Genomic DNA, 22,855 nt, shown 5'->3' with positions numbered 1-22,855 from the left:
CTCCGGGAGGTTAACAATGAGCAAGAATTTGTTTTGCCTGAGTGGTCAGGCGATTACGAGAAAACATTAACTGCAGACGGCCACCGCCAACCTGATGCCACAGCACGGCGGCGCGGATCCCTGCCAGCAGGGACGCACGTACTTTTGCCTGCACCTGTGGGCTTTGCAGCACGGCAGGGGATCCGGTGACCTGAATACGTGGGCCCAGCGGGCTGATGACATCAACGTAAATACCGGCCATCGCGCTCAGCAGCGTTTCGGATTGCAGATCAAAATGGTCGAGTTGACGCTGGAGCCCGCCGATACGATCGCCCAGGGTATTGAGCGCGCCTTTCGCCGCGCTCAACTTACGCTCAAGTACCATCAGGCTTAAGGTGTAGCGGGTCAGTTCTGCGTTTAACCCTTGACGACTACTGGCGTTAAGTACGCCAAGTAGGGTTTCAAGACCGAGACGAAGATTGGTTTCACTCCCACCAAATACACCCAGAGTTGAACCGGGGTTAAGGTCGATAACGCTGTTGAGTGAAACGTGCAGGGCATCGGCATCGCAATGACCCTGATGCGCCAGCTGTTGCACCAGACGGGCAGACTGGCAAATTCCTGCCAGCGCCAGGGTGATGTCGTAGTAGTTCTTCGCCACATGGTCTCCTTTATGTGTGCACTCTGTTAAACAGCGGGCAGCGGCAGGCGCTGTTCAATGATCCCGCCGCCCAGGCAGATTTCGCCGCTGTAGAAGACAGCAGACTGACCTGGGGTGACGGCGGCAACCGGCTCGTCAAAACGCACGTCAATGCGATCGTCATCGAGCGCGGTAACGGTGCAAGGAATATCGGTCTGACGGTAGCGCGTTTTCACCGTGCAGCGCAGCGTGCCTTTCAGCGGCTCGCGATCGACCCAGTGCAGCTGTTGCGCGATAAGGCCAACGGACATCAGACGCGGATGGTCGTGCCCCTGGGCGACAACCAGAATATTGTTTTCGACATCTTTGTCGACCACATACCACGGATCTTCGCTGCCATCTTTGGTTCCACCGATACCCAGACCTTTGCGCTGGCCTAAAGTATGGTACATCAGCCCCTGGTGCTGGCCGATCTCATCGCCATCAACGGTGACAATTTTACCCGGCTGTGCAGGCAGGTAGCGGCCAAGGAAATCACGGAATTTGCGCTCACCGATGAAGCAGATGCCGGTAGAGTCCTTTTTCTTCGCGGTGATCAGGTCCAGCTCTTCCGCGATTTTACGTACCTGCGGCTTTTCCAGCTCGCCAACCGGGAACAGGCTCTGGGCGATCTGTTCGTGGCTCAGGGTATAAAGGAAGTAGCTCTGATCTTTGTTGCCGTCCAGACCGCGCAGCAGCTGGCTTTTGCCATTCACATCTGCACGACGCACGTAGTGGCCGGTCGCAATGTAGTCTGCGCCCAGATCTTCCGCAGCGAATTCCAGGAAGGCTTTAAATTTGATCTCTTTGTTGCACAGAATATCCGGGTTCGGGGTGCGCCCCGCTTTGTACTCTTCCAGGAACAGTTCAAAGACGTTATCCCAGTATTCTGCAGCAAAGTTAACGGTGTGCAGTTCAATGCCGAGCTTATCGCACACGGCTTGCGCATCGGCGAGATCCGCAGCGGCAGTGCAGTATTCCTCGCCATCATCTTCCTCCCAGTTCTTCATGAACAGGCCCTCCACCTTATAGCCCTGTTGCTGTAACAGGTAGGCGGAAACGGAGGAATCGACACCGCCGGACATGCCGACGATCACTTTTTTCTGGCTGTTATCTGACATGGAATACTCACGACATTGAACTTCAAGGCGGCGTATTCTATCACGCCCCCCCACCATTGGCACCCTCTGTAAACGGCCAGTTAAATGCGCCGATGACTTCCAGCGGTAAGCGGCCAGCAGACTGCCAGCAGCGAATGCTTTCCGCAACCAGCGGCGAGCGCAGGTTTGGCGCGTTAAGGATCTCCTCGGCAGTCACCCACAGGCAGCGGTCGATATCGTCATCCTGCGGCTCTGTGGCGCACATTTCGCTAAGCTCGACGGCAAACAAGAAGCGCAGGAACGGGGTGCTATCGGGCGCAATCCACTGATGCAGTCGGATAAAGTGCTGGGGTTCGGCGTGTATGCCGGTCTCTTCCCACAGCTCGCGTTTTGCTGCCTGCAGTAAGGTCTCATTGGCTTCAAGGTGCCCGGCTGGCTGGTTCCACAGCGCTTTACCGTTAATGCTCTCTTCGACCACAAGGAATTTACCCTGGGCGTGGACCACGCAGGCGACCGTAACATGAGGTTTAAACATAGTGACTCCTTAAGCGGTAACGTCTCGCCATTCACCGTTTGCCAGCGTTTCCAGGGTGTAGCTGCCCATGGCGTAGCGAATCAGACGCAGAGTAGGGAAGCCGACGTGAGCGGTCATGCGCCGGACCTGACGGTTGCGGCCTTCATAAAGGGTAATTTTGAGCCAGCTTGTCGGAATGGATTTGCGTTCGCGGATGGGCGGATTGCGCGGCCATAGCCACTCCGGTTCATTCACGCGTTCAATACCTGCAGGCAGGGTTGGGCCATCGTTCAGCGTTACGCCACGGCGTAATTTCTCCAGCGTTTCTTTGTCCGGTTCGCCTTCGACCTGCACGAAGTAAATTTTGCCCGTGCGTTTTCCCGGCTGTGTGAGCTTTGCCTGCAGAGCGCCGTCGTTGGTTAAAACTAAAAGTCCTTCGCTGTCCCGGTCCAGACGCCCGGCGGCGTAAACGCCCTGGACGGGAATGTAATCCTTCAGCGTGCTGCGTCCGGCCTCATCGGTGAACTGCGGCAAAACATCGTAGGGTTTATTGAACAAAATAACCCGCTTCGGCTGGGTTTCTTGCGGTCTTCTGGCGGCTTGTCGCGAGCTGAATCGCTCAACCCGGTGTTTTGTAAAAGAAGTTTTCTTCATGGTATTTTCAGGCGTTATCAATTGCCGCATTATAGCCTAATAACGAAGACCTTTCATGGCGCAGGACATTCAGGTACTATCGAAGGGCTCATTACAATTTATTAACATAAGATCAGTAACAACCAGAAGCGCTCGAAGGAGAGGTTAATGGAAAGCAAAGTAGTTGTTCCGGCGGAAGGTAAAAAGATCACCCTGCAAAACGGCAAGATTAACGTTCCTCACAATCCGATTATCCCGTTCATTGAAGGTGACGGTATCGGTGTAGACGTTACCCCGGCAATGCTGAAAGTGGTTGATGCCGCTGTTGAGAAAGCCTACAAAGGCGAGCGTAAAATTTCCTGGATGGAAATTTACACCGGTGAGAAATCGACTCAAGTTTATGGCCAGGACGTCTGGCTGCCAGCAGAAACGCTGGACCTGATCCGCGACTACCGCGTTGCTATCAAAGGCCCATTGACCACCCCAGTCGGCGGCGGTATCCGCTCCCTGAACGTGGCACTGCGTCAGGAGCTGGACCTGTACGTCTGTCTGCGTCCGGTGCGTTACTATCAGGGCACCCCGAGCCCGGTTAAGCACCCTGAACTGACCGATATGGTTATCTTCCGCGAAAACTCAGAAGACATCTACGCGGGCATCGAGTGGAAAGCAGACTCTGCAGACGCAGAAAAAGTGATTAAATTCCTGCGCGAAGAGATGGGCGTGAAGAAAATTCGCTTCCCTGAACATTGCGGTATCGGCATCAAGCCATGCTCCGAAGAAGGGACTAAACGTCTGGTGCGCGCGGCTATCGAATACGCGATCACCAACGACCGTGACTCTGTGACTCTGGTTCACAAAGGCAACATCATGAAGTTCACCGAAGGTGCCTTCAAAGACTGGGGTTACCAGTTGGCGAAAGAAGAGTTTGGCGGTGAGCTGATCGACGGTGGCCCGTGGCAGAAGATTAAGAACCCGAAGACCGGCAAAGAGATCATCGTTAAAGATGTGATCGCCGATGCGTTCCTGCAGCAGATCCTGCTGCGTCCTGCTGAATACGACGTGATTGCCTGTATGAACCTGAACGGTGACTACATCTCTGACGCCCTGGCAGCACAGGTTGGCGGTATCGGTATCGCCCCTGGTGCAAACATCGGTGACGAGTGCGCTCTGTTCGAAGCGACCCACGGTACTGCTCCTAAATATGCAGGTCAGGACAAAGTGAACCCAGGCTCTATCATCCTGTCCGCAGAGATGATGCTGCGTCATATGGAATGGTTCGAAGCTGCAGATCTGATCGTTAAAGGTATGGAAGGCGCGATCAACGCGAAAACCGTTACCTATGACTTCGAACGTCTGATGGAAGGCGCTAAGCTGCTGAAATGTTCAGAGTTTGGCGACGCGATTATCGCGAATATGTAATCCAGATACTGGGTTAATCAAGAACGGGAGCCGATTGGTTCCCGTTTTTATTATTAGTTTTTGAACGGTTATCAAAAGTTTATCAAAATCTTTTATCAAAATCACCTCTCGTTTTATAATGAAAGATGAGCTCTAATAGTTGGACTAAATATCATATAGTTCATACATGATTGATAAAAAAATTTAACGGAATGTCTGGCGTGATTTAATTTTGTTAATGATATAGGAGTTCACAAAGGTAAGGATACATCTTTTCAGGGGGGGGTAATCAACGAAAAACCATAGATTAGCAGGAAGAAGTTTTAATAATTAACTAGGAGGGTAAAGTTGTGAATTTTTTGTTGCTCGGTGCTGGTGCGTCTAAATCATACTCCGTTAGTCCTACCGGTGTAAGAATGCCCATTGCAAAGGATTTTTTCTCTACATTTGATAAGTTAGATATTTCTGGTCATCCATGGGTACTTATCGATGGATTATTAGACTTTATCGAGAGGGTAAAGAAAGAAAATCCTATGGATTTTTTTTCAAGAGATGTAGATATTGAAGAGTTATATACAGAGATAGAAGAGAATTTGAATCGCTATGTAGGAAAAGATGCTGGTCTTGAAAGAATCATGGCGTTCAAATCATACACTCAATTAATATTCATTTTCTCTGCTGTAATAAATTCCATTCAAAATGGACCTATATCACGTCCACATTCAGCCCTGGCAAAAATGTTAAGTAACGATGATATGGTTGCTACTTTCAATTGGGACACTCTTATGGATAGAGCGTTAAATAGCGAGACTGAATGGACAACTGATTATGGATATGGTTTTTGGCCCAAAAGCATATACAGAAATCGCTGGGTGCCGCCAAATGAAAAGCAACCCACATCACCACTTCTTATCAAATTACATGGGTCTGTGAACTGGCTAAGTAGTCATCCCATGAGTCCTGAGAAGGATGTTGTTTTAATGCAAGAATCAGCACCTGACACCGTATGGATTTACGAAAGTACAGAAGAGCCTTATGCGTGTTTTGCAGGACGGTATACACCCGGTTATGAAGATTTTTCTTATGGATACTATCCTCCTAATATCTTGGATGATCGAGGGAGGGCTGCTGGTGCGGGACGAAAACTGGTTAGCGCAAGATTGAAATTACCATGGGTGCCTGAAGGCACAGCTTCTTCTGAGGGATTAGTATCAATACCTCTTATCATACCGCCCGTGAAACAAAAAAATTATAATGGATACGGGATGTTATTTGATAACCTTTGGGAAAAGGCACAAGAAGGTCTAACAAATGCAGAACACATAATTATCATAGGCTATTCCTTTCCGCGTACAGACTTGAAAAGTAATCAGCTATTTTTAGATGCATTTTTGAATCGCAAAAACATTCCTTATATTACAATCTTGGATCCATACCCAGAGAGAGTAGCGGAGAAGTTTCGATTTGAATTCGGAATACCTAACTCCCATCTAAGGGTGATTAAAGGGTTTTTTACAGATGAAACCGATGTGAATGAATTATTCAGTTTTCAAAATTCATAGTGATAGTAAGGCTCTGCAGTTGGAAATAGCTCCTGGATTCTACTGCAGGGCGTCATTAGCCTAAAGCCCAACTGTAATCCAGCTCTTACCTCGATCATCATGGTATCGAGCTGTTTGATTAGGGGATTTATGCCCCAGCAACTTTTGGGTGTCGATACCTTGAGCTTCATAAAGACGTTCTGCTAGAGATCGTTGTTCATGGAAAGTAGCCGGTGTGCCATCCCCCCAATTTATTTTTGCTCGATCACGGGCCTTGCTGAAATTCATTGTTATTGTGTTCGACTTAACCTGTGCACCTCGTTCTGCCATTGAGGTTGCCCGGAAGAAGTGGATTAGATATGGACTCACTGCATAGTCACGGCAACGTGCAACTACATCCCTCAAACTCCAGTCAATCGCGTTAAGCCTTAGTGATAGAGGGATCGCTAGCTTGCTCCCTGTTTTCTCCTGAACGACATGCAGATGGTCATCCCAAATATCGCTAAACTTCATGTTGGAAATATCCCCGAGGCGCTGACCAGTAACGAGCGCCAAAAGCATTGCATTGCCCATGTATTGATGTTGGGCATCAGCTATTGCGAAAATTTTTTGCCATTCGTCAAGGTTAAGACGTTGTCGGGTAATCCGTCGGCGTGGTTGTTTTGTAGCAAGAGCCGGGTTATAACCCGGCGGTACCTCGCCATAATGCTGTGCTTCTTTGAACACATCTATTAACACTGAGCGTATGACCTGAGCCATTCGCGGCTGGCCCTCTTCAACATAGGACTCCAGTATCTGGGCAACATCCCGAACATCGACGGATGAAATCAATTTCATTCCCACGCTCTCACGAAGTAGGGCTACTGGTTTAGCCTTTTGCTTATGAGTGTTCGGCCTGATATCACCATTCTCCAGTCTTTCATCCTGAATTTTCCAATAACGATCCAACCATGTATTCGTTGATATCGCTTTTCCTTTGCTGGAGGCGATCTTGTCACTGATAGCCAAAACCTGTCTGGTACGCTGTTCAGCTAGTCGCTCATTGGCTTCGATTGCTATTGCTGTTGCTTCGGCCTCGTTAGTTCCAAGGCTATGAAACTTACCTGTAATGGGATGCTTATACCGCCAGTAGATTTTATTTACCTTACGACTGTAGAGCGGATAAAGATTAGGTATCTTGACGTTGTTTTTACGTGGTCGGGCAGCCATCAGACAGTATCCTTTGAAGCATAGGCGAATCAGATTTTTTAATCACAGGCTGGGTTAAATTACCTGTAATCTCGGCATCTTCTCTTACCCGCCAGTATCTTCCTTCTTTGGTAGCTGGGGGAGTGAACATGCTCTCTTTAGCATATCGACGTAAAGTATTCAGACTTGGGGGATTACTCCGGTATTTTTCCGCAGCCCATTCTTCTAAAGTCAGCATTTGAAGCATGTGATTTACCTCATAATGGCCCATATCAGGGCCATTTTCTGAAATTAAAAAATCAGTGTTCAGTCAGACGCTGCCAGATTGCTGACACGTATTTGACCTGATGAAGAGCATCCGAAATAGCCTTGTGATGTTCTCCATCAAATGGGATCTCATAGCGAGGCTCGCAGCCAACGGCTGTACCCAACTCGACAACAGTTCTTACATCCCGGTTATTCCAGAATTTCCATGGGCAGGTGATCCCCGTCCGGTCATAAGATGCCTCAAGCAGGACATTGTCATAAGTGGCACCATTCCCCCAGACCTTCACAGAATCAGGGCCGTTAGCCGCATTCTCGGTTATAAACTCATTTAGCTGTAGTAGGGCATCATCGAGCGGAATTGCATCATCCATCACTAACTCAGAACGAGCTTCAGGCGAAGCTTTGAGCCAGAAGATTATGGTAGAGGCATCCGGAACCCCGCCGCTGGCCATGGCAGATTCCAGGCTAATCACTTTGTAAAATTCCGAGCCGGTATTACCTGTTGATGGATCAAAAAACACGGCCCCGATAGATACGACTGGTGAGTCAGCCTTTTTGCCAAAAGCTTCAATGTCGACCATAAGGTGTGTATAGAGCATTTCAGGCTCGGCATGATTATGATGACCGGAATCACTATTTATGGCAGTTGTGCTGCTATAAGTTCCAGTAGAGCTTGCGCTTGAGATAGTTTCTTCCGTGCCTTCTGATAACGCAGCACCGTCCGGGATTTCATCATTGCCAGTTTCTTCCATCTGCACATTATCAACGTACTCCGCCGCGGTATTTAGTTGGTCGATTACAGCGTTGCTGGTGGTCAGCCCTTCAATAGAAAAAAGACCATTACCAACTTTTTCGAGGACCGGCTGCGTGCCGCCGTCGACTTGTGCCCCTTCATTCTGGCCGCCAGTTTCAAAAGCAGAATCAGTCACTACCTCGTTTGTCCAGCTCACCTCAGGATTATGGCGCGCAGCCGCAAGAGTTTCGTCTGATTGAGCAGAATGATCGCTTTCAGTCAGGTTCGCGTTAATGAATCCGCTGAGACGTGCCGGATACAGGTAATGCTCCGGGTGAGCGCTGCGGATAAGTGCAAAGATAGCTGCACGGGAGTAATCCAAAACCCCCGGAGTTGCGCGAAGAGCTCTAGACCATTCTTTGAATGGACTTTCTTTTTTACTAACGATCTCTTTTGCCCGACGGAAAACACCACCTGGGGTATCATAAATGTTGAAATCCATTGGTAACGTGGCCAGCGCAATCTCTAAATCGAGAGTGTCGAGATCATGTTTAAGGTCAGGGTTTCTGTCGGTCTTGTTGCCTCCGCCAGCATTCGTACCGCTTTCAGTACGCTGTATTTCTGCAATGCGATTGCCTTTGGCCCATTCTTTTACCAGCAGGCCGCGGTCAATGTAATCAGTCGCCGCCCAGATTCTGGTGAATCGGAGAACCAAAGCGAGTTCGTGACGCTTTTCCTGCCTGAACACTTTGCGAATGGCGTCGGTATAGCGCCACAGGTCTTTGGTGTCGTAACCCTTAACCTGTTCGCAGTTTTCTGCCGCCAGCAGCAGGTTCTGGAGATAGCTATTGTCAGTGTCCATCTCCAGCGCGCTGATACCTTCGTATTCATCGCGTGTAATGTGGTGGCGCAGTTTGTCGGAGGTGAACTGGGCGAGTAGCTGCTTGCGGAAGGGCATGCTAACGACTGGATAACGTGTGGTTTCGTCATCATTTTCGTCAATCTGGATACCGTTATCAGGTGCAAGCCCCTGACCTGCTATAACGCCGGTCTCACTGGTGCTTTCAGATTTCAGAGGGGTAAATTTGCCACTGCGCCAGTCTTCAACTAATTGGTTGCGATCGCTGGTATCTGCTTTAGCCCAGTCAGCCATGAATGCAGCGATATCTTCAGTTTCGTGCGCTTCATCTGGCGCGAATACCTGCTTAATCGCCTGAACGAGTTTCCACTCAGCGTTCAGGCTGAGTTCGGCAACTTCAGGGATGTCGTTCTTCGCCAGCAGCAGGTTCTGAAGATAGGTGTTGCCTTCATCCAGTGACATTTCGCTGGCAGCCAGCTGCTGCTCTTTAGTGATATGTGACTGGTATTTGTCGCTGTTCATGTGCACGGCAAAACGGACCGCTGGAGTGCGGTTTTCAAGAGGAACACTCTCGACGGTACTTTCGACTTTAACGGTCGGTTCCGGTGCTGCAGTGTTGTCCACGGCTTCAGTTGATCCAGCACCAGCCTTTGGCAGCCAGGTGCGTCCATCGTCCTGGAGTTCGTAGCGTTTGCACCATGTGTAATCCACTGTGCTTTCTTCCGGCAGGTCGTTGTAAACAGGGAAATCGGTACGGATAGGCTTGCTATAATCCTTGCCCCGGCCGGTTTCAATGCCAGCATCTTCCAACTCAACATCCAGCTGCAAATTGGCTCGTGCTTCTGATTTAGCCGTGAACCAGATAACGGCATCTTCTTTGCCGGATTTCTGCGTTGCCTTGATTAAATGAAAGAATTCCATATCGGGTCCTTAATTTTGGTTGTAAGATACCCGCAGCTAGTGATTGCCGCCTTGGGTAGTGGTCATTGGTCAAAACTCGATTCCGGAAAGCTTTGGTCGGCTGACCGGGTACTTAACCCGCCTTGCGCGGGTTTTGTGCTTTATGAAGCGGTGGGATCGCCTTTTTGAGCCAGGGCGTAGCAAATGCGGCGGATTACCGCCCAAAAATAGGGCAGATGTACGGCCTGGCACCGTGCTGGTTTTCTAGCGAAATCGGTCATAGTTGATCTTCTCCTGTTAATGCCTGCCTTTTAACCACCTCAGTCTCGATGGTATGCTGAAATTTGAAATCAGCCTGCAAGGACATAAAAATGGCAACCCGTCCAATAAGTGTTTATTGGTTCAAAAACCGCGACCAATATGATTCCTGCATAGAGTTACTGACAGATTCGTGGGTTCTACCTGACGATTACCGGGATTGGCTTATCCGTTTCAATCAGATGATTGATCGTTATGAACGCAGCGGTATCGAGGTTATCAAAGTAGAGATAGAGCCCAACGAGTTCACCAACTGGTGCCTCGCCAACGGGTGTGAAATAAGCACCAAGAGCTGCAACGACTTCGCTGTTTTCCATGGCGGACGCCAGTCGCTCCGCTACAGAGATTCTGATGGGGGAGATGAGTAAACAAGCTCGCCCTTCAATTCTGAAAATTTCGATATGCATTATTTCCTACCTTGATAGTTAACCTCTATGTCGGGTGAACCAGGGGTGTTAACTCATTTCGCCTTATCGCCGGCTAGCGGAACGTTAAACCTGCTGCGCGATTGTCTTGCCATCTCATCCGGTGTTTCGTATGCCGCCGGCAGCTACTTCGTGGGCGTCCTGCCTCGATGACTCGTTGCGATAGAGATATTATTATCAATACAATCGATATTTGTCAAATTAAATCGATAGATGGGGCGAGAAAAACCTAGGGTCATTGATGACCCGAGCACAAGAGGGTGAATTAAAAGAAAGGCTATTTGGTTGGCGGGATCAGATTACGTTTCTGCAGATAAGTCTTTGCAAAATTATCGAGCTCTTCAAGTCTAAGGTCTATTATCTTGATAATTCGTTCTTTTTCATCATCTGTTGGCAATTGTTCGAATGCTTCCAGAAGTCTTTCTTGAAGTTCTGTTGACGGCTTAACTTTTGGTTTTGGTGCCCAAGGATCGTGCTCTTCGAGGGTCTCACCATCCTCCATAAAGAACCATGAGAGTGGATACCCAGTCGCAGCGGGAAGAAGATTCAGTATTTCAGATCTGGGTAAAATGTCAGAATTGCACCAGCCATTAACAGATTGAGCCTTGACTCCCAGTCTGCGTGCCAGCTCAGATTGTGATATTTCGAGATCTTTTATCGCCTTTTGCAATCTCTTACCGAAGTTCATCTCTTCATCCAATTCATCTAGTTATTAGCAATTATACAGATTTTTTCTGTAGCTCTTACTATCGAAATAATTTGACGATATCGATTTAATTTGTTTTATTGTCACTCATCGTTAACTACTGGGAACAACTGATGAAGACATCAATTCAAAAAAAGCTCTTATCGATTTGCAGTCAGGCTGAGCTAGGACGCCGGATGAAAAGGAGAGCCCAAACTGTAAACGGCTGGTTTAAAAACAAAATTCCCGGAGAGCTTGTGCTCAAAGTGAGTAAGGCCGTTGATTGGCAAGTTACTCCTAATGAATTACGTCCTGATCTTTATCCCAATCCAAAAGATGGTTTACCTCAGAAGGAGGCTTAATCATGCAGTCAGCTACATATCAACATCATAACCAACGCTTGGCCGGACCGCTGAAAACTCAAAATCAATTTATGGCGCATCGGCGAGATAGCTTTAAGCACCGTTCAATACAGGTTGCAGTTCGGGAGTGGGAATCCACTTTGCCCGGCCAGGCGCAGGAAAAAATCGCTCAGTTGGTGGCAGAGCAGTGGACGAAGGAAGGGGGCCGAGGTATCGCGGTCAACAAACAGAATTTATTCCGGTATCTGAAAAACGAAGGTGGTTCGGAAAAATACACCGCTTACATCATGCAACTGTCGGGGGCAATCGTCGCCGCTATGCCTATTGAGATCGCCAGGAAGCATGGCCTCAGTAATGCCAGAACGGAAGCCGAGCTGGTGGCGAGCGCTATCAAAGAATGCAGTGAGGCACATCAGGCGAAGTTGCTGGGCGCACCGCTGCAAAAGCTTGAGAAGGAGATCCGCGAAGCGGCAATCGCGTTATTCAACATGTTACCTGCTGACGCGGCGGGACCACTACTGGCGAGTATCAGCGCCGTAGCGCCGCAATTTTTTTAATCGAGTTTTGATCAATCAATTCTACCCGGAGGCTTCATGAGCATTGATGCAATGCGGTGGGCCAAGAAAGTTAAGACCGGAAAATCCTCCAGTAAGGCGATCCTGACCTGGCTGGCTGATATGTGCGGTGCTGACTTGTGCGCTTATCCATCTGTCGCTGCGCTTGCAGAGGCTACTGAGATGGACAGAAAGACGGTGCTTGCAGGCTTGCAGCATCTGCAGGAAATCGGCCTGGTTGTCGATACAGGTGAACGGCGCGGCAGGACAAAGCAAATTCCTGTGTACAAGCTGCTCGGTGTTGAGGAAAGCATCCCCGATGCCGAACAGACCCAAAAACGGAACTCTTTAAAGGATCCCAAAAACGGGACGGTTAATTTGAACCGTACCGAAAACGGAACTGTTAATACAAACAGTGCCATTAACGGGACTATTTCAGGTGATAAGGGTACCAAAAACGGGATTGTTAACAGTTCGGAATTTAACCAAAGAGTACCGTTTTTCCCTTTAAACAGTCCCAAAAACGGGACACGGAATCTACCAAGGAACCATAAAGATCTAAACCCCACACATAGAGAACTGGTCGAACCTGTCATTCCTGATTATCCGGATCAGCCAGGTATCGGAATTGGGCTACAGCAACCATTCGGCAAATTCCGGATGTTTAAAAACTGGAATCCAACAGCTGACTTTGCTCGACAGGCAAATCTGTGGGGCATGCCGATCAAGGCGGGCATAAATATCGAAGCCGAACTGAGCAGCTTCATCGCTTACTGGCAAGCCGAAGGGAAAGTGTTTCATCAAATTCAGTGGGAGCAGAAGTTCGCTCGCCACCTGGATCGCGCAAAGGTTCTGAAAGCACCACAAACGGGAGGTACCGAGAATGCATCAGTTCGACCACAGCCAGCAGCATCCCGGGCTGTTCAGCAAATACAGTCAGCACACGCAGAGTGGCGACGCCGGAACGGACTTGATGGCGACGGAGACGGCGTGGCGGTTATGGCAGGTGATGGGGGAAATCTTCTCGAACCGCTGGACGCAGAAGAATGGGGCAGAACCCACGGCCCTGTGGATAGCTCAGATAGGTTCGATGACTGAGAACCAGATCAAACTGGTTTGTCAGCAATGCATGGACCGTTGCGCAGTAGGTAATACATGGCCCCCGGATCTTGCTGAGTTCGTTTCGCTGGTTTCAGAGAGTGGTGCCAATCCGTTTGGGCTGACATCTGACCGCGTGATGAGTGAATACCGTCGCTGGCGTAACGAGTCGTATCGTTTTTCGGGTAGTGACAAATATCCGTGGCCGCAGCCGGTGCTATATCACATCTGCATCGAAATGCGCAGAACTGGAGTTGAGCGTCAGATGACCGAGGGGGAACTTAAAAAACTGGCAGAGAAATTATTAACCAAATGGACGAAGCACGTAAGCAACGGGCTTTCAGTTCCACCAATCCGTCGCCAGCTAGCTGCACCGCGGCATCCGGCAGGGCCAACTCCGGCACAGCTGCTGATGGAAGAGTACCAACGCCGTAAAGCGGCAGGTTTAACCAACTAATCGAGTATTGACCAATGACCAAAGTATTAACACAAAAACAGCAGGTAGCAGTGTTTGTGCGCTACCAACCGAACTGCGCCGTAGGGGATGTTGCAGAGGCACTGGATATGTCAGGTGCAACAGCAGGCAAATTGCTTCGTGACTTAAGCGACCAAGGCGTGATCGTTCGTTCGCGGAATAGTGTTCAGTACACATACGAGGCGGTACCACACGCGGATATTCCGGATGTAATCCTTCCGTGTATGGCGGAAAAAAGCGATCCAGTCAGGATGCAGGCCGCAGAGGAGAAAGCGAAGGCGCTTGAGGCAAAAGGCCTATGGCGAAGAGCAGCTGCGGTGTATTCAGAAATGTTTGGCATAGCTGGTAGTGCTGTTGAGGTCGCCCGTATCGCCAAGCGTCGTAAAGACTGCCTGCGTCAGGCGGGGAGGGCGTAACCGATGCCGAGACCAAAAACACAGAGTGAACGCAACCAAATCATATCAAGGATCATTGAGTTGGTGAAAAAGCATGGCCGTATCACGACGAAAGAAGTCGTTGGGATGTTCGATCTGCATCGCACCACCGCAGAGAAATACATACGAATAGCCATTGCACGGGGCGAATTGATCCGCTACGGTCGTTGCGGCATTTTCCGTGACCAACGCACAATAATCGATTTCGACCTGAAACGCTTCACACACCAGAAAGTAAGGTGAATGTAGTAGATGAAAATGCCGCTTAGCCGCGGCATCTCTATGCTCTTGAAGGTCCGCTATGAGCGAGGAGCGGAACTTGGCATTTGTCATAACCGCAGGGATGTAGGACTAACATTGGCGTGTAATAATCAATCGGTAGCCGGTCACGATGAGCGGTTAAGTTCAATACTACTAATTGTTTGATGGAAAACGGGTGATGCTGCCAACTTACTGATTTAGTGTATGATGGTGTTTTTGAGGTGCTCCAGTGGCTTCTGTTTCTATCAGCTGTCCCTCCTGTTCAGCTACTGACGGGGTGTTGCGTAACGGCAAAAGCACTGCCGGACATCAGCGCTATCTCTGCTCTCACTGCCGTAAAACATGGCAACTGCAGTTCACTTACACCGCTTCTCAACCCGGTACGCACCAGAAAATCATTGATATGGCCATGAATGGCGTTGGATGCCGGGCAACCGCCCGCATTATGGGCGTTGGCCTCAACACGATTTTACGTCACTTAAAAAACTCAGGCCGCAGTCGGTAACCTCGCGCATACAGCCGGGCAGTGACGTCATCGTCTGCGCGGAAATGGACGAACAGTGGGGCTATGTCGGGGCTAAATCGCGCCAGCGCTGGCTGTTTTACGCGTATGACAGGCTCCGGAAGACGGTTGTTGCGCACGTATTCGGTGAACGCACTATGGCGACGCTGGGGCGTCTTATGAGCCTGCTGTCACCCTTTGACGTGGTGATATGGATGACGGATGGCTGGCCGCTGTATGAATCCCGCCTGAAGGGAAAGCTGCACGTAATCAGCAAGCGATATACGCAGCGAATTGAGCGGCATAACCTGAATCTGAGGCAGCACCTGGCACGGCTGGGACGGAAGTCGCTGTCGTTCTCAAAATCGGTGGAGCTGCATGACAAAGTCATCGGGCATTATCTGAACATAAAACACTATCAATAAGTTGGAGTCATTACCCACGAAACTTTAGCAGGTCCCCGTAAAGGCGCGGACCGGTCATTCTTTGTCTATCACAAGGAAAATAAAAGCCAGCAGATATTTATTGGCGAGCCAGTGATAAGCAGAACCAATGGTAAATGGGTTATTACCATAAGCCGACGCCTTGAGACTCACACGGGGGCATTTAACGGCGTCGTGGTGGTGACGCTGGGTATCGAAAACTTTCTGACCCTTTATGGACAGATCAATATCGGACACGCGGGCGTTATTGGCTTAACGACACAAACAGGCGTTTTACTGATTCGCTACCCCTTTAAGAATACCTATATCGGTACGATTTTTTCAGATTCTCCTCTCTTCAGGAAATACCTAAAAGTACAAAATACAGGGATAGCCAGCTCCGTTTCCCGGTTTGATAAAATCGAACGCATTTATGCCTATGAGAAAAACAGCCGCTACGGACTGGTCACGACGGTGGCGGTCAGCGCGGATGAAGCCCTTTCCCCCTGGCGCAAGCAGGCGATTCAGCTTGCCTTACTTATTTTCGTTTTTACCGCGATACTCATCGTGGCGTCTTATTTCCTGTATTCCGACTTATCCAGAAAAACACGGGATAACAAAGCGCTAAAGATTATTGCCTCGGAGGATGCCCTGACCGGGCTTTATAACCGACGTATTTTCGATGAAAAAATTCTCTCCGACATCGCGATGTGCGCGGCAGAGGACGCGCCGATTTCGCTCCTCCTCGTGGATGTGGACTACTTCAAAAAGTACAACGATAACTATGGTCACCCGGAAGGGGACAGGTGTCTGGCATTACTGGGAAACTGCCTCAGGGAAAGCCTCACTCGCGACAACCAGCTTGTGGCGCGATATGGCGGGGAGGAGTTTGCATTGATATTGCCTGAATCGGATATCCAGGAGGCGCTCCGCCTTGCACAGACGATTATTCGCAATGTCTTCTCTCTCCACATTGAACACGCGTTCAGTCCTTTCGGGCGGGTCACGGTGAGCGTAGGCATCTCCACTGCGCGTGCTGTCGACATCGCGGGCAGTCAGCAGAATATTATTATTGCCGCGGACCAGGCGCTCTATCAGGCAAAACGCGGAGGCCGTAACCGGCACGCTTTTGTTGGGGTATAACCCAAAAAAAAGCCCACGAAAGCGTGGGCAAGAAATACTGGAAGCAATGTGAGCAATGTCGTACTGAATACCTGAGTATTTCTCTCAACTATTCAGCGTTGAGAAAGATAATCTTTCTCAATAAAAGATGCAACCCCACATTTCCTGGGGAAGGGCATTTTGATGGCAAAATGCGCATCCGCTCAGTGTGAGGCTTATCACAAATTTCCTTTCTCAAATCCTGTGCTATCCTTTTTTGTGTCGTTGATTTAATGACAAAAACCATACAGAGAGGAAAGTTATGGGAATTTTATCCTGGATTATCTTTGGGCTTATTGCGGGTATTCTGGCGAAGTGGATCATGCCGGGCAAAGATGGCGGTGGGTTTATCGTCACCGTAATACTGGGTATTGTCGGCGCGGTAGTCGGCGGCTGGATCAGTACGCTGTTCGGCTTCGGGAAAGTAGATGGCTTTAACTTCGGCAGCTTTGCGGTTGCGGTGATCGGCGCGCTGGTTGTGCTGTTTATCTACAGAAAGATCAAAAGCTAAAACTGAAGCGTTAAAAAAGGCTGCCGGATGGCGGCCTTTTTACATCACGGGTTCACCACCAGCCAAGCTGCGTGCCAGCAAAGGCCACAATGGCGATGATTAACATAATGAGCGTGGTTTTTCTCATTTATGCCCCCGGTGCAGCGTAACCACCGACAAAAAACCACGCCAGAAACACGACCGCCGTAATAAAAATAACGACAGGGAAGAGGATCCCTATTCTCATATCATCACCTTTTTCTTTTTATAACGCCGTAGAGTGTACGGGGTTAATCCATCGCGAGAAAGCGTGTTTTGCTTTTTCCTTTCTTATCCTGATACATCGCCACATCAGCAGCACGTAATGCGCTGTCCGGATCGGTTACGTCTGGGTCCACTTCGATAACGCCGAGGCTGGCTCCCGGATAAATAAGGTTAATGTTACCCAGCCAGTATTCCCCTGAAATGCGTGCGCTGAAGCGCGCTTTGAGCTGATTCATGTGCTCCTCATTGTCGACATGACTCAGAGAGGCCACCAGAAACTCATCGCCGCCCAGCCGACCAATGATATCGTCCTGCTGTTTTTCTGCGGTCAAACGCTTGCCCACTTCAATCAGGAACTGGTCGCCTGCTTCATGCCCATACCGATCGTTAATCAATTTAAAATCGTCCAGGTCGATAAACGCAATGATGGCGTTACGTTTCAGGTGTCGAGCCAGGGAAAACAGAGTAGTCAGATCCTCAAAAATGGCGCGACGGTTGGGCAGGCCGGTAAGGGCATCGGTATAAGAGTGTGCGATGAGCGCCGCGTTGGCTTCCCGAAGCTGGTTCACCAGAGATTCTTTCTGAATGTACTGACCAATCAACCCGGCGAATAATTTTAACATCTGTTCACCGCGCTCGCTGAGCGGCTTTTTAGCCGTGCTGGTGGCGCAAAGCGTACCGTAAAGCGAGCCATCGGCGAGATGAACCGGAATGCTCATGTAAGTGGTAATACCGAGAGCTTTCGCCGCTTCGCACTCCGGCCAGCGCTCGGGGACATCGTTACTGAAGATGGTGTCGCTATCCAGCGCGCGCTTACACAGCGTTTCATCCCAGGGCACGCTCAGCCCCTCCGGGATCGTCATCTGCTTACTGTTTCGGGCATAAAGGATATGCTGCAGCCGCGCCTGGATATCCACCTTCGTCAGGTAAGTCGACTCCATATCGGTGACGATTTCCAACATCTCCAGCAGCTGACGAACGAGACTTTCAAGGGATTGCTCAGTAACGAGGGTTTCTGAAACACGGGCAAGGATAATATCCGACATGACGTAGAAAGACTCCCAGGCAGAAGACGTCTGCATCTGCATGTTATGCTGAATTCTTAGGCTTCAGGCATAGTAAAACATGAATGCAGAAAATTTTATATATGGAGAAAGCGGCGCTGAGCCGTTACCCTTAGGCAAAGATGATGTCACAAGGATCGATGCGATGAGATTTCTGCTTCTGGCGCTGACGCTTCCCCTGGTCGCCTGTACCGCAAAAACAACCCCACCCGATGCGCCCAAACCGCCACAGGCCGTAGGTATGGCGAACCCGGCTTCCGTTTACTGTCTGGAAAAGGGCGGGGAACAGATCCCGATTCAAAGCCCGCAGGGTGTTCGTACCGAGTGCAAGCTGCCGGGTGGTGAAGTGATCGACGAATGGACGCTCTATCGTCGCGATCATCCGCAACCCACCAGGTGACAGAAGGGCAGATGCTGCGATACACTTCTCTTTAGGATTATTCTTAGCCAGTATCTGGCTACTGTTACCGCGAGAGAAGTATGTTTCAGCTTAAACCGGGCTGCATGGCGATGATCATCGGTGCCCGCACGGCGTCTGGCCGTCGCAATATTGGTAAATCTGTTGAGTTGTTTGGTCTTTGCCAGCCTGGCCTGCGTTTTGTAAACCCGGTTAACGGCGTGATGACGCAATTACCCGCAAGTGCGGACCGCGCGCTTTGGCTGGTCACCGGAGACGTCTACGCCTTTGACAATCAGCACGGCTTTGCGTTTGTTCGCGCCGAACATCTGATGCCGCTCACCCCTGATCAAGCCCCGCAAATGCTGGATGAGCTGACAATCAGCTGATCACAAATGACGTAGCCAGTCGGCTAAAACCAGGGCGTGATTCTGTTCCGTGTTTTTCGCGCCATAGAGGAGGGTGAGAGTCTGCTTGTGTGCCACCGCCGCAAGACGCCTTCCCTCGTCCTTGTGCTGCGCCAGTTCTTCCTGATAGGCTTTACTGAAAGTCGCAAAATCAATAGCTTCGCTATGATACTCCTGACGTAATGCGTTCGATGGCGTGAGTGTTTTACACCATTCGTCATGGGCGAGGTCCGTTTTTTTAACCCCGCGCGGCCAGAGTCTGTCCACCAGCACCCGATAGCCATCGTCCTGGCTTGCCTGCTCATAGACGCGTTTGCACTGAATCATAATTCCACCCTCCCAATTTAAGGTATTGTGATAATTGCAGAAGATCGGTAGTCTGAGGTTCCTTATGTTATCTGATAATACTCTGGCATAAGGAAACTTTCATGGAACACCTCCCGGTTAAAACGACGCTCCGCATTGCGCTGGTTGGCGATTACAATCCTGATGTTATTGCACACAAGGCGATCCCGCTGGCCATTGACGATGCTGCGGCCGTTCTTGACCTCACCGCCGATTACGACTGGCTTGCTACCCCGGAATTAACCAGTTCTGAGGATCTGGTGGGCTACGATGCCATCTGGCTGGTTCCTGCGAGCCCCTATAAAAACACAGAGGCCGCCTTTATCGCCGCACGCTACGCCCGTGAAAACAGTATTCCGTTCCTGGGGACCTGCGGTGGGTTCCAGCATGCGCTGATTGAGTATGCCCGTAACGTGCTGGGCTGGCACGATGCGGCACATGCTGAGACGGATACCGAAGGCACTATGGTGATCGCGCCGCTGACCTGCTCGCTGGTGGAAATATCCGATGCCATTGAACTGCGCAGCAATACGCTGATCGCCAAAGCCTACGGCAAACCCGAAATTGAAGAGGGATATCACTGCAACTATGGTGTGTCGCCGGAATTTGCTCAGGCGCTGGAGAGCGGTGATATGCGCGTGACGGGCTGGGACGAACAGGGGGAAATCCGTGCGGCGGAGCTGATAACCCACCCGTTCTTTGTGATCACTTTGTTCCAGCACGAGCGTGCTGCGCTGGAAGGACGTCCGGTGGTTCTCGTACAGGCAATGCTTCGCGCGGCGCGGGGCTAAAACAGGGCAGACCCGATGGTCTGCCTTCGTGTTTAGCGGGGCGCGATTTCCCGGTCGCGCCCGGCAAGTATCCCGCAGACGGCCATGACGATCGCGGCCAGCGCACAGGCGAGAAGGGGGATGCGCCAGTCTCCTACCGAATCGTGGATTTTACCCATCAACGGCGGTCCGCAGGCAGCGAGCAGGTAGCCGATAGACTGTGCCATACCGGACAATGCCGCCGCCTGATGCGCAGAGCTCGCGCGCAGACCGATGAACGTCAGGCCGAGGATCATCGTTGCCCCGGAGCCAAAGCCAAACACCAGCGTCCACATCACCGCCATATCCGGTATAAACCACAATCCCGCTGCGCTTACCGCGCACATCAGCGCCACTGCACCGGCGATCGTCCGCTGATCTTTCAGCCGATGGAGGATCAGCGGAACGGCAAGTCCCGGCACGGCTGTCGCCAGCTGTAAAAGACCATGCACCGAACCTGCCTGCGCCTCGCTGTAGCCGTGGCTAAGCAGTATCGCCGGCAGCCAGCCGATGATGACGTAATAGATAAGGGAGTTAATCCCCAGAAAGAGCGTCACCTGCCAGGCGAGAGCAGAACGCCAGATTGCGCGGTTATGTAACGCGCCTGCGCCTGTTACCGTCGCAACATGTTTCTGACGCCACTGCGGCAGCCAGAGCAGCAAGGCGATTAGCGGAAACACCATCAGCATCAGCAGCGCGCCCTGCCAGCCCGCATGACCCTGGGCCAGCGGCACGATTAGCGCCGATCCTAACGCGGCGGCTGCCCCCATCGTCAGGGAATAGGCACCGGTGAGTTTCGCCACCTGGCCCGGAAAGTCACGTTTAATTAAACCTGGTAACAGCACGTTCCCAAGCGCGATCCCGCAGCCAATCACTGCCGTGCCGATGAAAAGCAGGGCAGCGGAAGGCAGGGAGCGAATGGCTATCCCGGCGCAAATCAGCAACAGGGCGATAAACAGGCTACGCTCCATGCCAATACGTCGGGCCAGACCTGCGGCGAGCGGGGAGATCAGGGCAAAAGCCAACAGGGGCAGGGTGGTCAGCAGACCGGTTTGCGCCGTGCTTAAGCCATAATCAAGGCGAAGGGTATCCAGCAGCGGGGCTGCGCCGGTAAAGGTGACGCGAAGCGTGGTGGCGATCATCAGGATGCCTGCAATCAACAGCGCGCCGTGTTTTCCTGAGGTGCGAATAGCAGTAGTCATTATGTTCTCATACGTTCAAGCGAGCGCACACAATACCGATTTTCCCGGCGGTTGAAATCAGGCTAAAATGACAGTTTATCGCTAAAATCGGACAACATGATGATTGGACTGGGACTGGACGGCTACGATCCTGATAGCCAGCATGATGCGGCCGTCGCCTTTCGCATCCGTGTGGTGGCGGAGGAACAATATATACCCCTGCATCATCACCGCAAGGGACAGCTGATTCTGGCACTTGGCGGCGCGATTACCTGTGAAGTGGAAAATGCCATGTTGATGGTACCGCCCCAGTACGCGGTCTGGATCCCCGGGCAGATGCCGCACAGTAACAGGGCCACGCCGGGGGCGCAGCTCTGCTTTTTGTTCATTGAGCCCGGCGCCGCCAGTCTGCCCGACCGCTGTTGTACGCTGAAAATGACCCCTCTGGTGCGGGAGCTGATTTTATCGCTGGCAGAAAAATCGCAGGCACAGCTTCAGCTTGCGGCCACATCCCGACTGGTCGATGTCCTGTTTGATGAACTGCCGCTCCAGCGTCAGGAGCATTTACAGTTACCCGTCTCACCCCATCCAAAAATCCGGCTGATGAGCGAGAAGATGGCGGAAGAGCCCGCGGCCTGGCAGACGCTGGCACAATGGGCAAGCCACTTCGCCATGAGCGAACGCAACCTGGCGCGACTGGTGGTAAAAGAGACCGGTCTAAGCTTTCGTCGCTGGCGTCACCAGCTGCAGCTTATTGTGGCGTTACAGCATTTGATAAGCGGGAAATCAGTACAGCAGGTGGCACAGTCACTGGGTTATGACTCGACCACCGCGTTTATTACCATGTTTAAGAAGGGGCTGGGCCAGACGCCTGCACGTTACATGGCCAGCCTGACTACGACTTCCCGATAAACAGGGAGACCAGACCGGCTGCAATCAGCGGGCCCACCGGCACGCCGCGAAAGAGCGCTACGCCCAGCACCGTGCCCACCAGCAGACCCGCAACCAGTGAAGGCTGGCTGCTCATCAGCGTAACGCCGCGCCCACCGAGCCATGAGACAAATACACCTACCGCGATAGCCACCAGCGATTTCCAGTTGACAAACGAGTGCAGCAGCGTTGAGGCGGGAAGCGTACCGCTGGCGATGGGCGCCATCACCCCGATGGTTAAAATGATTATCCCGATGGTGAGGCCTTGCTTTTCTATCCACGGGAAAAAGGTATTTAACGGCGTGACGCGAACGATAATCAGCACCAGAATCGAGATGGCGACGGTGGTGTTATGACTGATTAAACCCAGCGCGGCGAGTGCCAGGAGAATGAGCAGAGTAGGGTCAAACATAGGGAATCCTTGCCAAAATAATCGTCCTGCTTACTGTACGCGGAAAAAGGGCGGAGAACAGTTTTAAA

At 51.0% G+C, this 22,855-nt stretch carries 29 protein-coding genes; 15 read left to right on the top strand and 14 right to left on the bottom strand.

Annotated elements, in window-relative coordinates; all coding sequences use genetic code 11:
* Nucleotides 1-10: 10 nt before the first annotated feature.
* Genes hflD through rluE form a run of 4 tightly spaced genes read right to left on the bottom strand, consistent with a single transcriptional unit; the run spans nt 11 to nt 2,956 of the window.
* Nucleotides 11-640 carry a high frequency lysogenization protein HflD gene (gene hflD, locus O1723_RS12900; protein WP_014883422.1) on the bottom strand — a complete coding sequence of 210 codons (630 nt, stop codon included), beginning with the start codon at nt 638-640 and terminating at the stop codon, nt 11-13.
* Between the two features lie 26 nt (nt 641-666).
* Nucleotides 667-1,779 (bottom strand): tRNA 2-thiouridine(34) synthase MnmA, encoded by a 1,113-nt coding sequence (mnmA, locus tag O1723_RS12895; RefSeq protein ID WP_014883423.1) that lies wholly within the window; start codon nt 1,777-1,779, stop codon nt 667-669.
* A gap of 40 nt (nt 1,780-1,819) precedes the next feature.
* Nucleotides 1,820-2,293: an NUDIX hydrolase gene (locus O1723_RS12890; RefSeq protein WP_014883424.1), complete on the bottom strand. Its 474-nt coding sequence runs from the start codon at nt 2,291-2,293 to the stop codon at nt 1,820-1,822.
* 9 nt (nt 2,294-2,302) lie between these two features.
* Nucleotides 2,303-2,956, bottom strand: a complete 654-nt coding sequence (rluE, locus tag O1723_RS12885) for a 23S rRNA pseudouridine(2457) synthase RluE (RefSeq protein ID WP_023337110.1) — start codon at nt 2,954-2,956, stop codon at nt 2,303-2,305.
* 117 nt (nt 2,957-3,073) lie between these two features.
* Between rluE and icd the strand changes: the two genes are divergently transcribed.
* Nucleotides 3,074-4,324: an NADP-dependent isocitrate dehydrogenase gene (icd, locus tag O1723_RS12880; protein WP_248191171.1), complete on the top strand. Its 1,251-nt coding sequence runs from the start codon at nt 3,074-3,076 to the stop codon at nt 4,322-4,324.
* 329 nt (nt 4,325-4,653) lie between these two features.
* Nucleotides 4,654-5,865 (top strand): hypothetical protein, encoded by a 1,212-nt coding sequence (locus tag O1723_RS12875; protein WP_133147739.1) that lies wholly within the window; start codon nt 4,654-4,656, stop codon nt 5,863-5,865.
* A 60-nt stretch (nt 5,866-5,925) separates the two neighbouring features.
* On the opposite strand, the gene O1723_RS12870 is transcribed toward O1723_RS12875, so the two are convergent.
* The 5 genes from O1723_RS12870 to O1723_RS12850 all read right to left on the bottom strand — a co-directional run bounded on the left by O1723_RS12870 (nt 5,926) and on the right by O1723_RS12850 (nt 11,222).
* Nucleotides 5,926-7,053 (bottom strand): site-specific integrase, encoded by a 1,128-nt coding sequence (locus O1723_RS12870; protein ID WP_045350088.1) that lies wholly within the window; start codon nt 7,051-7,053, stop codon nt 5,926-5,928.
* Nucleotides 7,034-7,279 (bottom strand): excisionase, encoded by a 246-nt coding sequence (locus O1723_RS12865; protein WP_071785721.1) that lies wholly within the window; start codon nt 7,277-7,279, stop codon nt 7,034-7,036. The genes O1723_RS12870 and O1723_RS12865 overlap by 20 nt, the downstream gene beginning before the upstream one ends.
* Before the next feature lie 52 nt (nt 7,280-7,331).
* Nucleotides 7,332-9,812 carry a 3'-5' exonuclease gene (locus O1723_RS12860; RefSeq protein WP_333145644.1) on the bottom strand — a complete coding sequence of 827 codons (2,481 nt, stop codon included), beginning with the start codon at nt 9,810-9,812 and terminating at the stop codon, nt 7,332-7,334.
* A gap of 437 nt (nt 9,813-10,249) precedes the next feature.
* Nucleotides 10,250-10,516, bottom strand: a complete 267-nt coding sequence (locus O1723_RS12855; protein WP_045350086.1) for a hypothetical protein — start codon at nt 10,514-10,516, stop codon at nt 10,250-10,252.
* 295 nt (nt 10,517-10,811) lie between these two features.
* The gene (locus tag O1723_RS12850) at nt 10,812-11,222 is read right to left on the bottom strand and encodes a helix-turn-helix domain-containing protein (RefSeq protein WP_045350084.1); all 411 of its coding nucleotides are present in this window, start codon (nt 11,220-11,222) and stop codon (nt 10,812-10,814) included.
* 131 nt (nt 11,223-11,353) lie between these two features.
* On the opposite strand from O1723_RS12850, the gene O1723_RS12845 reads away from it, so the two are divergent.
* The 9 genes from O1723_RS12845 to O1723_RS12805 all read left to right on the top strand — a co-directional run bounded on the left by O1723_RS12845 (nt 11,354) and on the right by O1723_RS12805 (nt 16,999).
* The gene (locus tag O1723_RS12845; RefSeq protein ID WP_029485136.1) at nt 11,354-11,581 is read left to right on the top strand and encodes a transcriptional regulator; all 228 of its coding nucleotides are present in this window, start codon (nt 11,354-11,356) and stop codon (nt 11,579-11,581) included.
* Between the two features lie 2 nt (nt 11,582-11,583).
* On the top strand, nt 11,584-12,138 hold the full coding sequence (locus O1723_RS12840; RefSeq protein ID WP_045350080.1) for a toxin YdaT family protein: 555 nt from the start codon (nt 11,584-11,586) through the stop codon (nt 12,136-12,138).
* Nucleotides 12,139-12,174: 36 nt separating this feature from the next.
* On the top strand, nt 12,175-13,233 hold the full coding sequence (locus O1723_RS12835) for a DnaT-like ssDNA-binding domain-containing protein (protein WP_045350078.1): 1,059 nt from the start codon (nt 12,175-12,177) through the stop codon (nt 13,231-13,233).
* Complete coding sequence (locus O1723_RS12830) at nt 13,145-13,690, top strand: replication protein P (protein ID WP_122974555.1); 546 nt, start codon at nt 13,145-13,147, stop codon at nt 13,688-13,690. The genes O1723_RS12835 and O1723_RS12830 overlap by 89 nt, the downstream gene beginning before the upstream one ends.
* 14 nt (nt 13,691-13,704) lie before the next feature.
* A complete protein-coding gene (locus O1723_RS12825) occupies nt 13,705-14,124 on the top strand; it encodes a PerC family transcriptional regulator (protein ID WP_045350075.1) in 420 nt (139 codons plus the stop codon).
* Nucleotides 14,125-14,127: 3 nt separating this feature from the next.
* Entirely contained in the window at nt 14,128-14,385 is a 258-nt protein-coding gene (locus O1723_RS12820) for a DUF977 family protein (protein WP_045350074.1), read from the top strand.
* A gap of 247 nt (nt 14,386-14,632) precedes the next feature.
* Nucleotides 14,633-15,330 (top strand): IS1-like element IS1A family transposase gene (locus O1723_RS12815; protein ID WP_223826526.1). Its coding sequence is split into 2 segments (ribosomal slippage): nt 14,633-14,882 and nt 14,882-15,330, totalling 699 coding nucleotides; the frame shifts between segments, so codons are not numbered across the junction.
* 195 nt (nt 15,331-15,525) lie between these two features.
* Nucleotides 15,526-16,470 carry a diguanylate cyclase gene (locus O1723_RS12810; RefSeq protein WP_479983835.1) on the top strand — a complete coding sequence of 315 codons (945 nt, stop codon included), beginning with the start codon at nt 15,526-15,528 and terminating at the stop codon, nt 16,468-16,470.
* 280 nt (nt 16,471-16,750) lie between these two features.
* The gene (locus O1723_RS12805) at nt 16,751-16,999 is read left to right on the top strand and encodes a GlsB/YeaQ/YmgE family stress response membrane protein (protein WP_008500746.1); all 249 of its coding nucleotides are present in this window, start codon (nt 16,751-16,753) and stop codon (nt 16,997-16,999) included.
* 127 nt (nt 17,000-17,126) lie between these two features.
* On the opposite strand, the gene O1723_RS12800 is transcribed toward O1723_RS12805, so the two are convergent.
* Both O1723_RS12800 and O1723_RS12795 read right to left on the bottom strand, forming a co-directional pair.
* Entirely contained in the window at nt 17,127-17,225 is a 99-nt protein-coding gene (locus tag O1723_RS12800; protein WP_014883431.1) for a YoaK family small membrane protein, read from the bottom strand.
* Between the two features lie 43 nt (nt 17,226-17,268).
* On the bottom strand, nt 17,269-18,288 hold the full coding sequence (locus tag O1723_RS12795; RefSeq protein ID WP_032645358.1) for a sensor domain-containing diguanylate cyclase: 1,020 nt from the start codon (nt 18,286-18,288) through the stop codon (nt 17,269-17,271).
* A gap of 163 nt (nt 18,289-18,451) precedes the next feature.
* On the opposite strand from O1723_RS12795, the gene O1723_RS12790 reads away from it, so the two are divergent.
* Both O1723_RS12790 and O1723_RS12785 read left to right on the top strand, forming a co-directional pair.
* Nucleotides 18,452-18,706 carry a putative hemolysin gene (locus O1723_RS12790; protein ID WP_014883433.1) on the top strand — a complete coding sequence of 85 codons (255 nt, stop codon included), beginning with the start codon at nt 18,452-18,454 and terminating at the stop codon, nt 18,704-18,706.
* Between the two features lie 80 nt (nt 18,707-18,786).
* Complete coding sequence (locus tag O1723_RS12785) at nt 18,787-19,092, top strand: nuclear transport factor 2 family protein (RefSeq protein WP_014883434.1); 306 nt, start codon at nt 18,787-18,789, stop codon at nt 19,090-19,092.
* Here the strand turns inward: O1723_RS12785 and O1723_RS12780 are convergent, their stop codons facing one another.
* Complete coding sequence (locus O1723_RS12780; RefSeq protein ID WP_014883435.1) at nt 19,093-19,437, bottom strand: DUF488 domain-containing protein; 345 nt, start codon at nt 19,435-19,437, stop codon at nt 19,093-19,095.
* A 101-nt stretch (nt 19,438-19,538) separates the two neighbouring features.
* On the opposite strand from O1723_RS12780, the gene O1723_RS12775 reads away from it, so the two are divergent.
* Nucleotides 19,539-20,246, top strand: a complete 708-nt coding sequence (locus O1723_RS12775; protein WP_023332733.1) for a CTP synthase C-terminal region-related (seleno)protein — start codon at nt 19,539-19,541, stop codon at nt 20,244-20,246.
* Nucleotides 20,247-20,278: 32 nt separating this feature from the next.
* Here O1723_RS12775 and O1723_RS12770 read toward each other — a convergent pair whose 3' ends face one another.
* The gene (locus tag O1723_RS12770; protein ID WP_248191093.1) at nt 20,279-21,466 is read right to left on the bottom strand and encodes a CynX/NimT family MFS transporter; all 1,188 of its coding nucleotides are present in this window, start codon (nt 21,464-21,466) and stop codon (nt 20,279-20,281) included.
* A gap of 99 nt (nt 21,467-21,565) precedes the next feature.
* Here O1723_RS12770 and O1723_RS12765 point away from each other — a divergent pair, with 99 nt between their 5' ends.
* A complete protein-coding gene (locus tag O1723_RS12765) occupies nt 21,566-22,357 on the top strand; it encodes an AraC family transcriptional regulator (protein WP_014883438.1) in 792 nt (263 codons plus the stop codon).
* Here O1723_RS12765 and O1723_RS12760 read toward each other — a convergent pair.
* Nucleotides 22,341-22,787, bottom strand: coding sequence for a DUF441 domain-containing protein (locus O1723_RS12760; protein ID WP_014883439.1), 447 nt, complete (start codon nt 22,785-22,787; stop codon nt 22,341-22,343). The two genes, O1723_RS12765 and O1723_RS12760, sit on opposite strands and share 17 nt — an antisense overlap.
* Nucleotides 22,788-22,855 lie beyond the last annotated feature (68 nt).

It is taken from the genome of Enterobacter cloacae complex sp. HYC080_NIDB (genome assembly GCF_056673325.1).
Note: the sequence above shows the minus strand (reverse complement) of the source record. Positions and strands in the feature narration are given on the sequence as shown.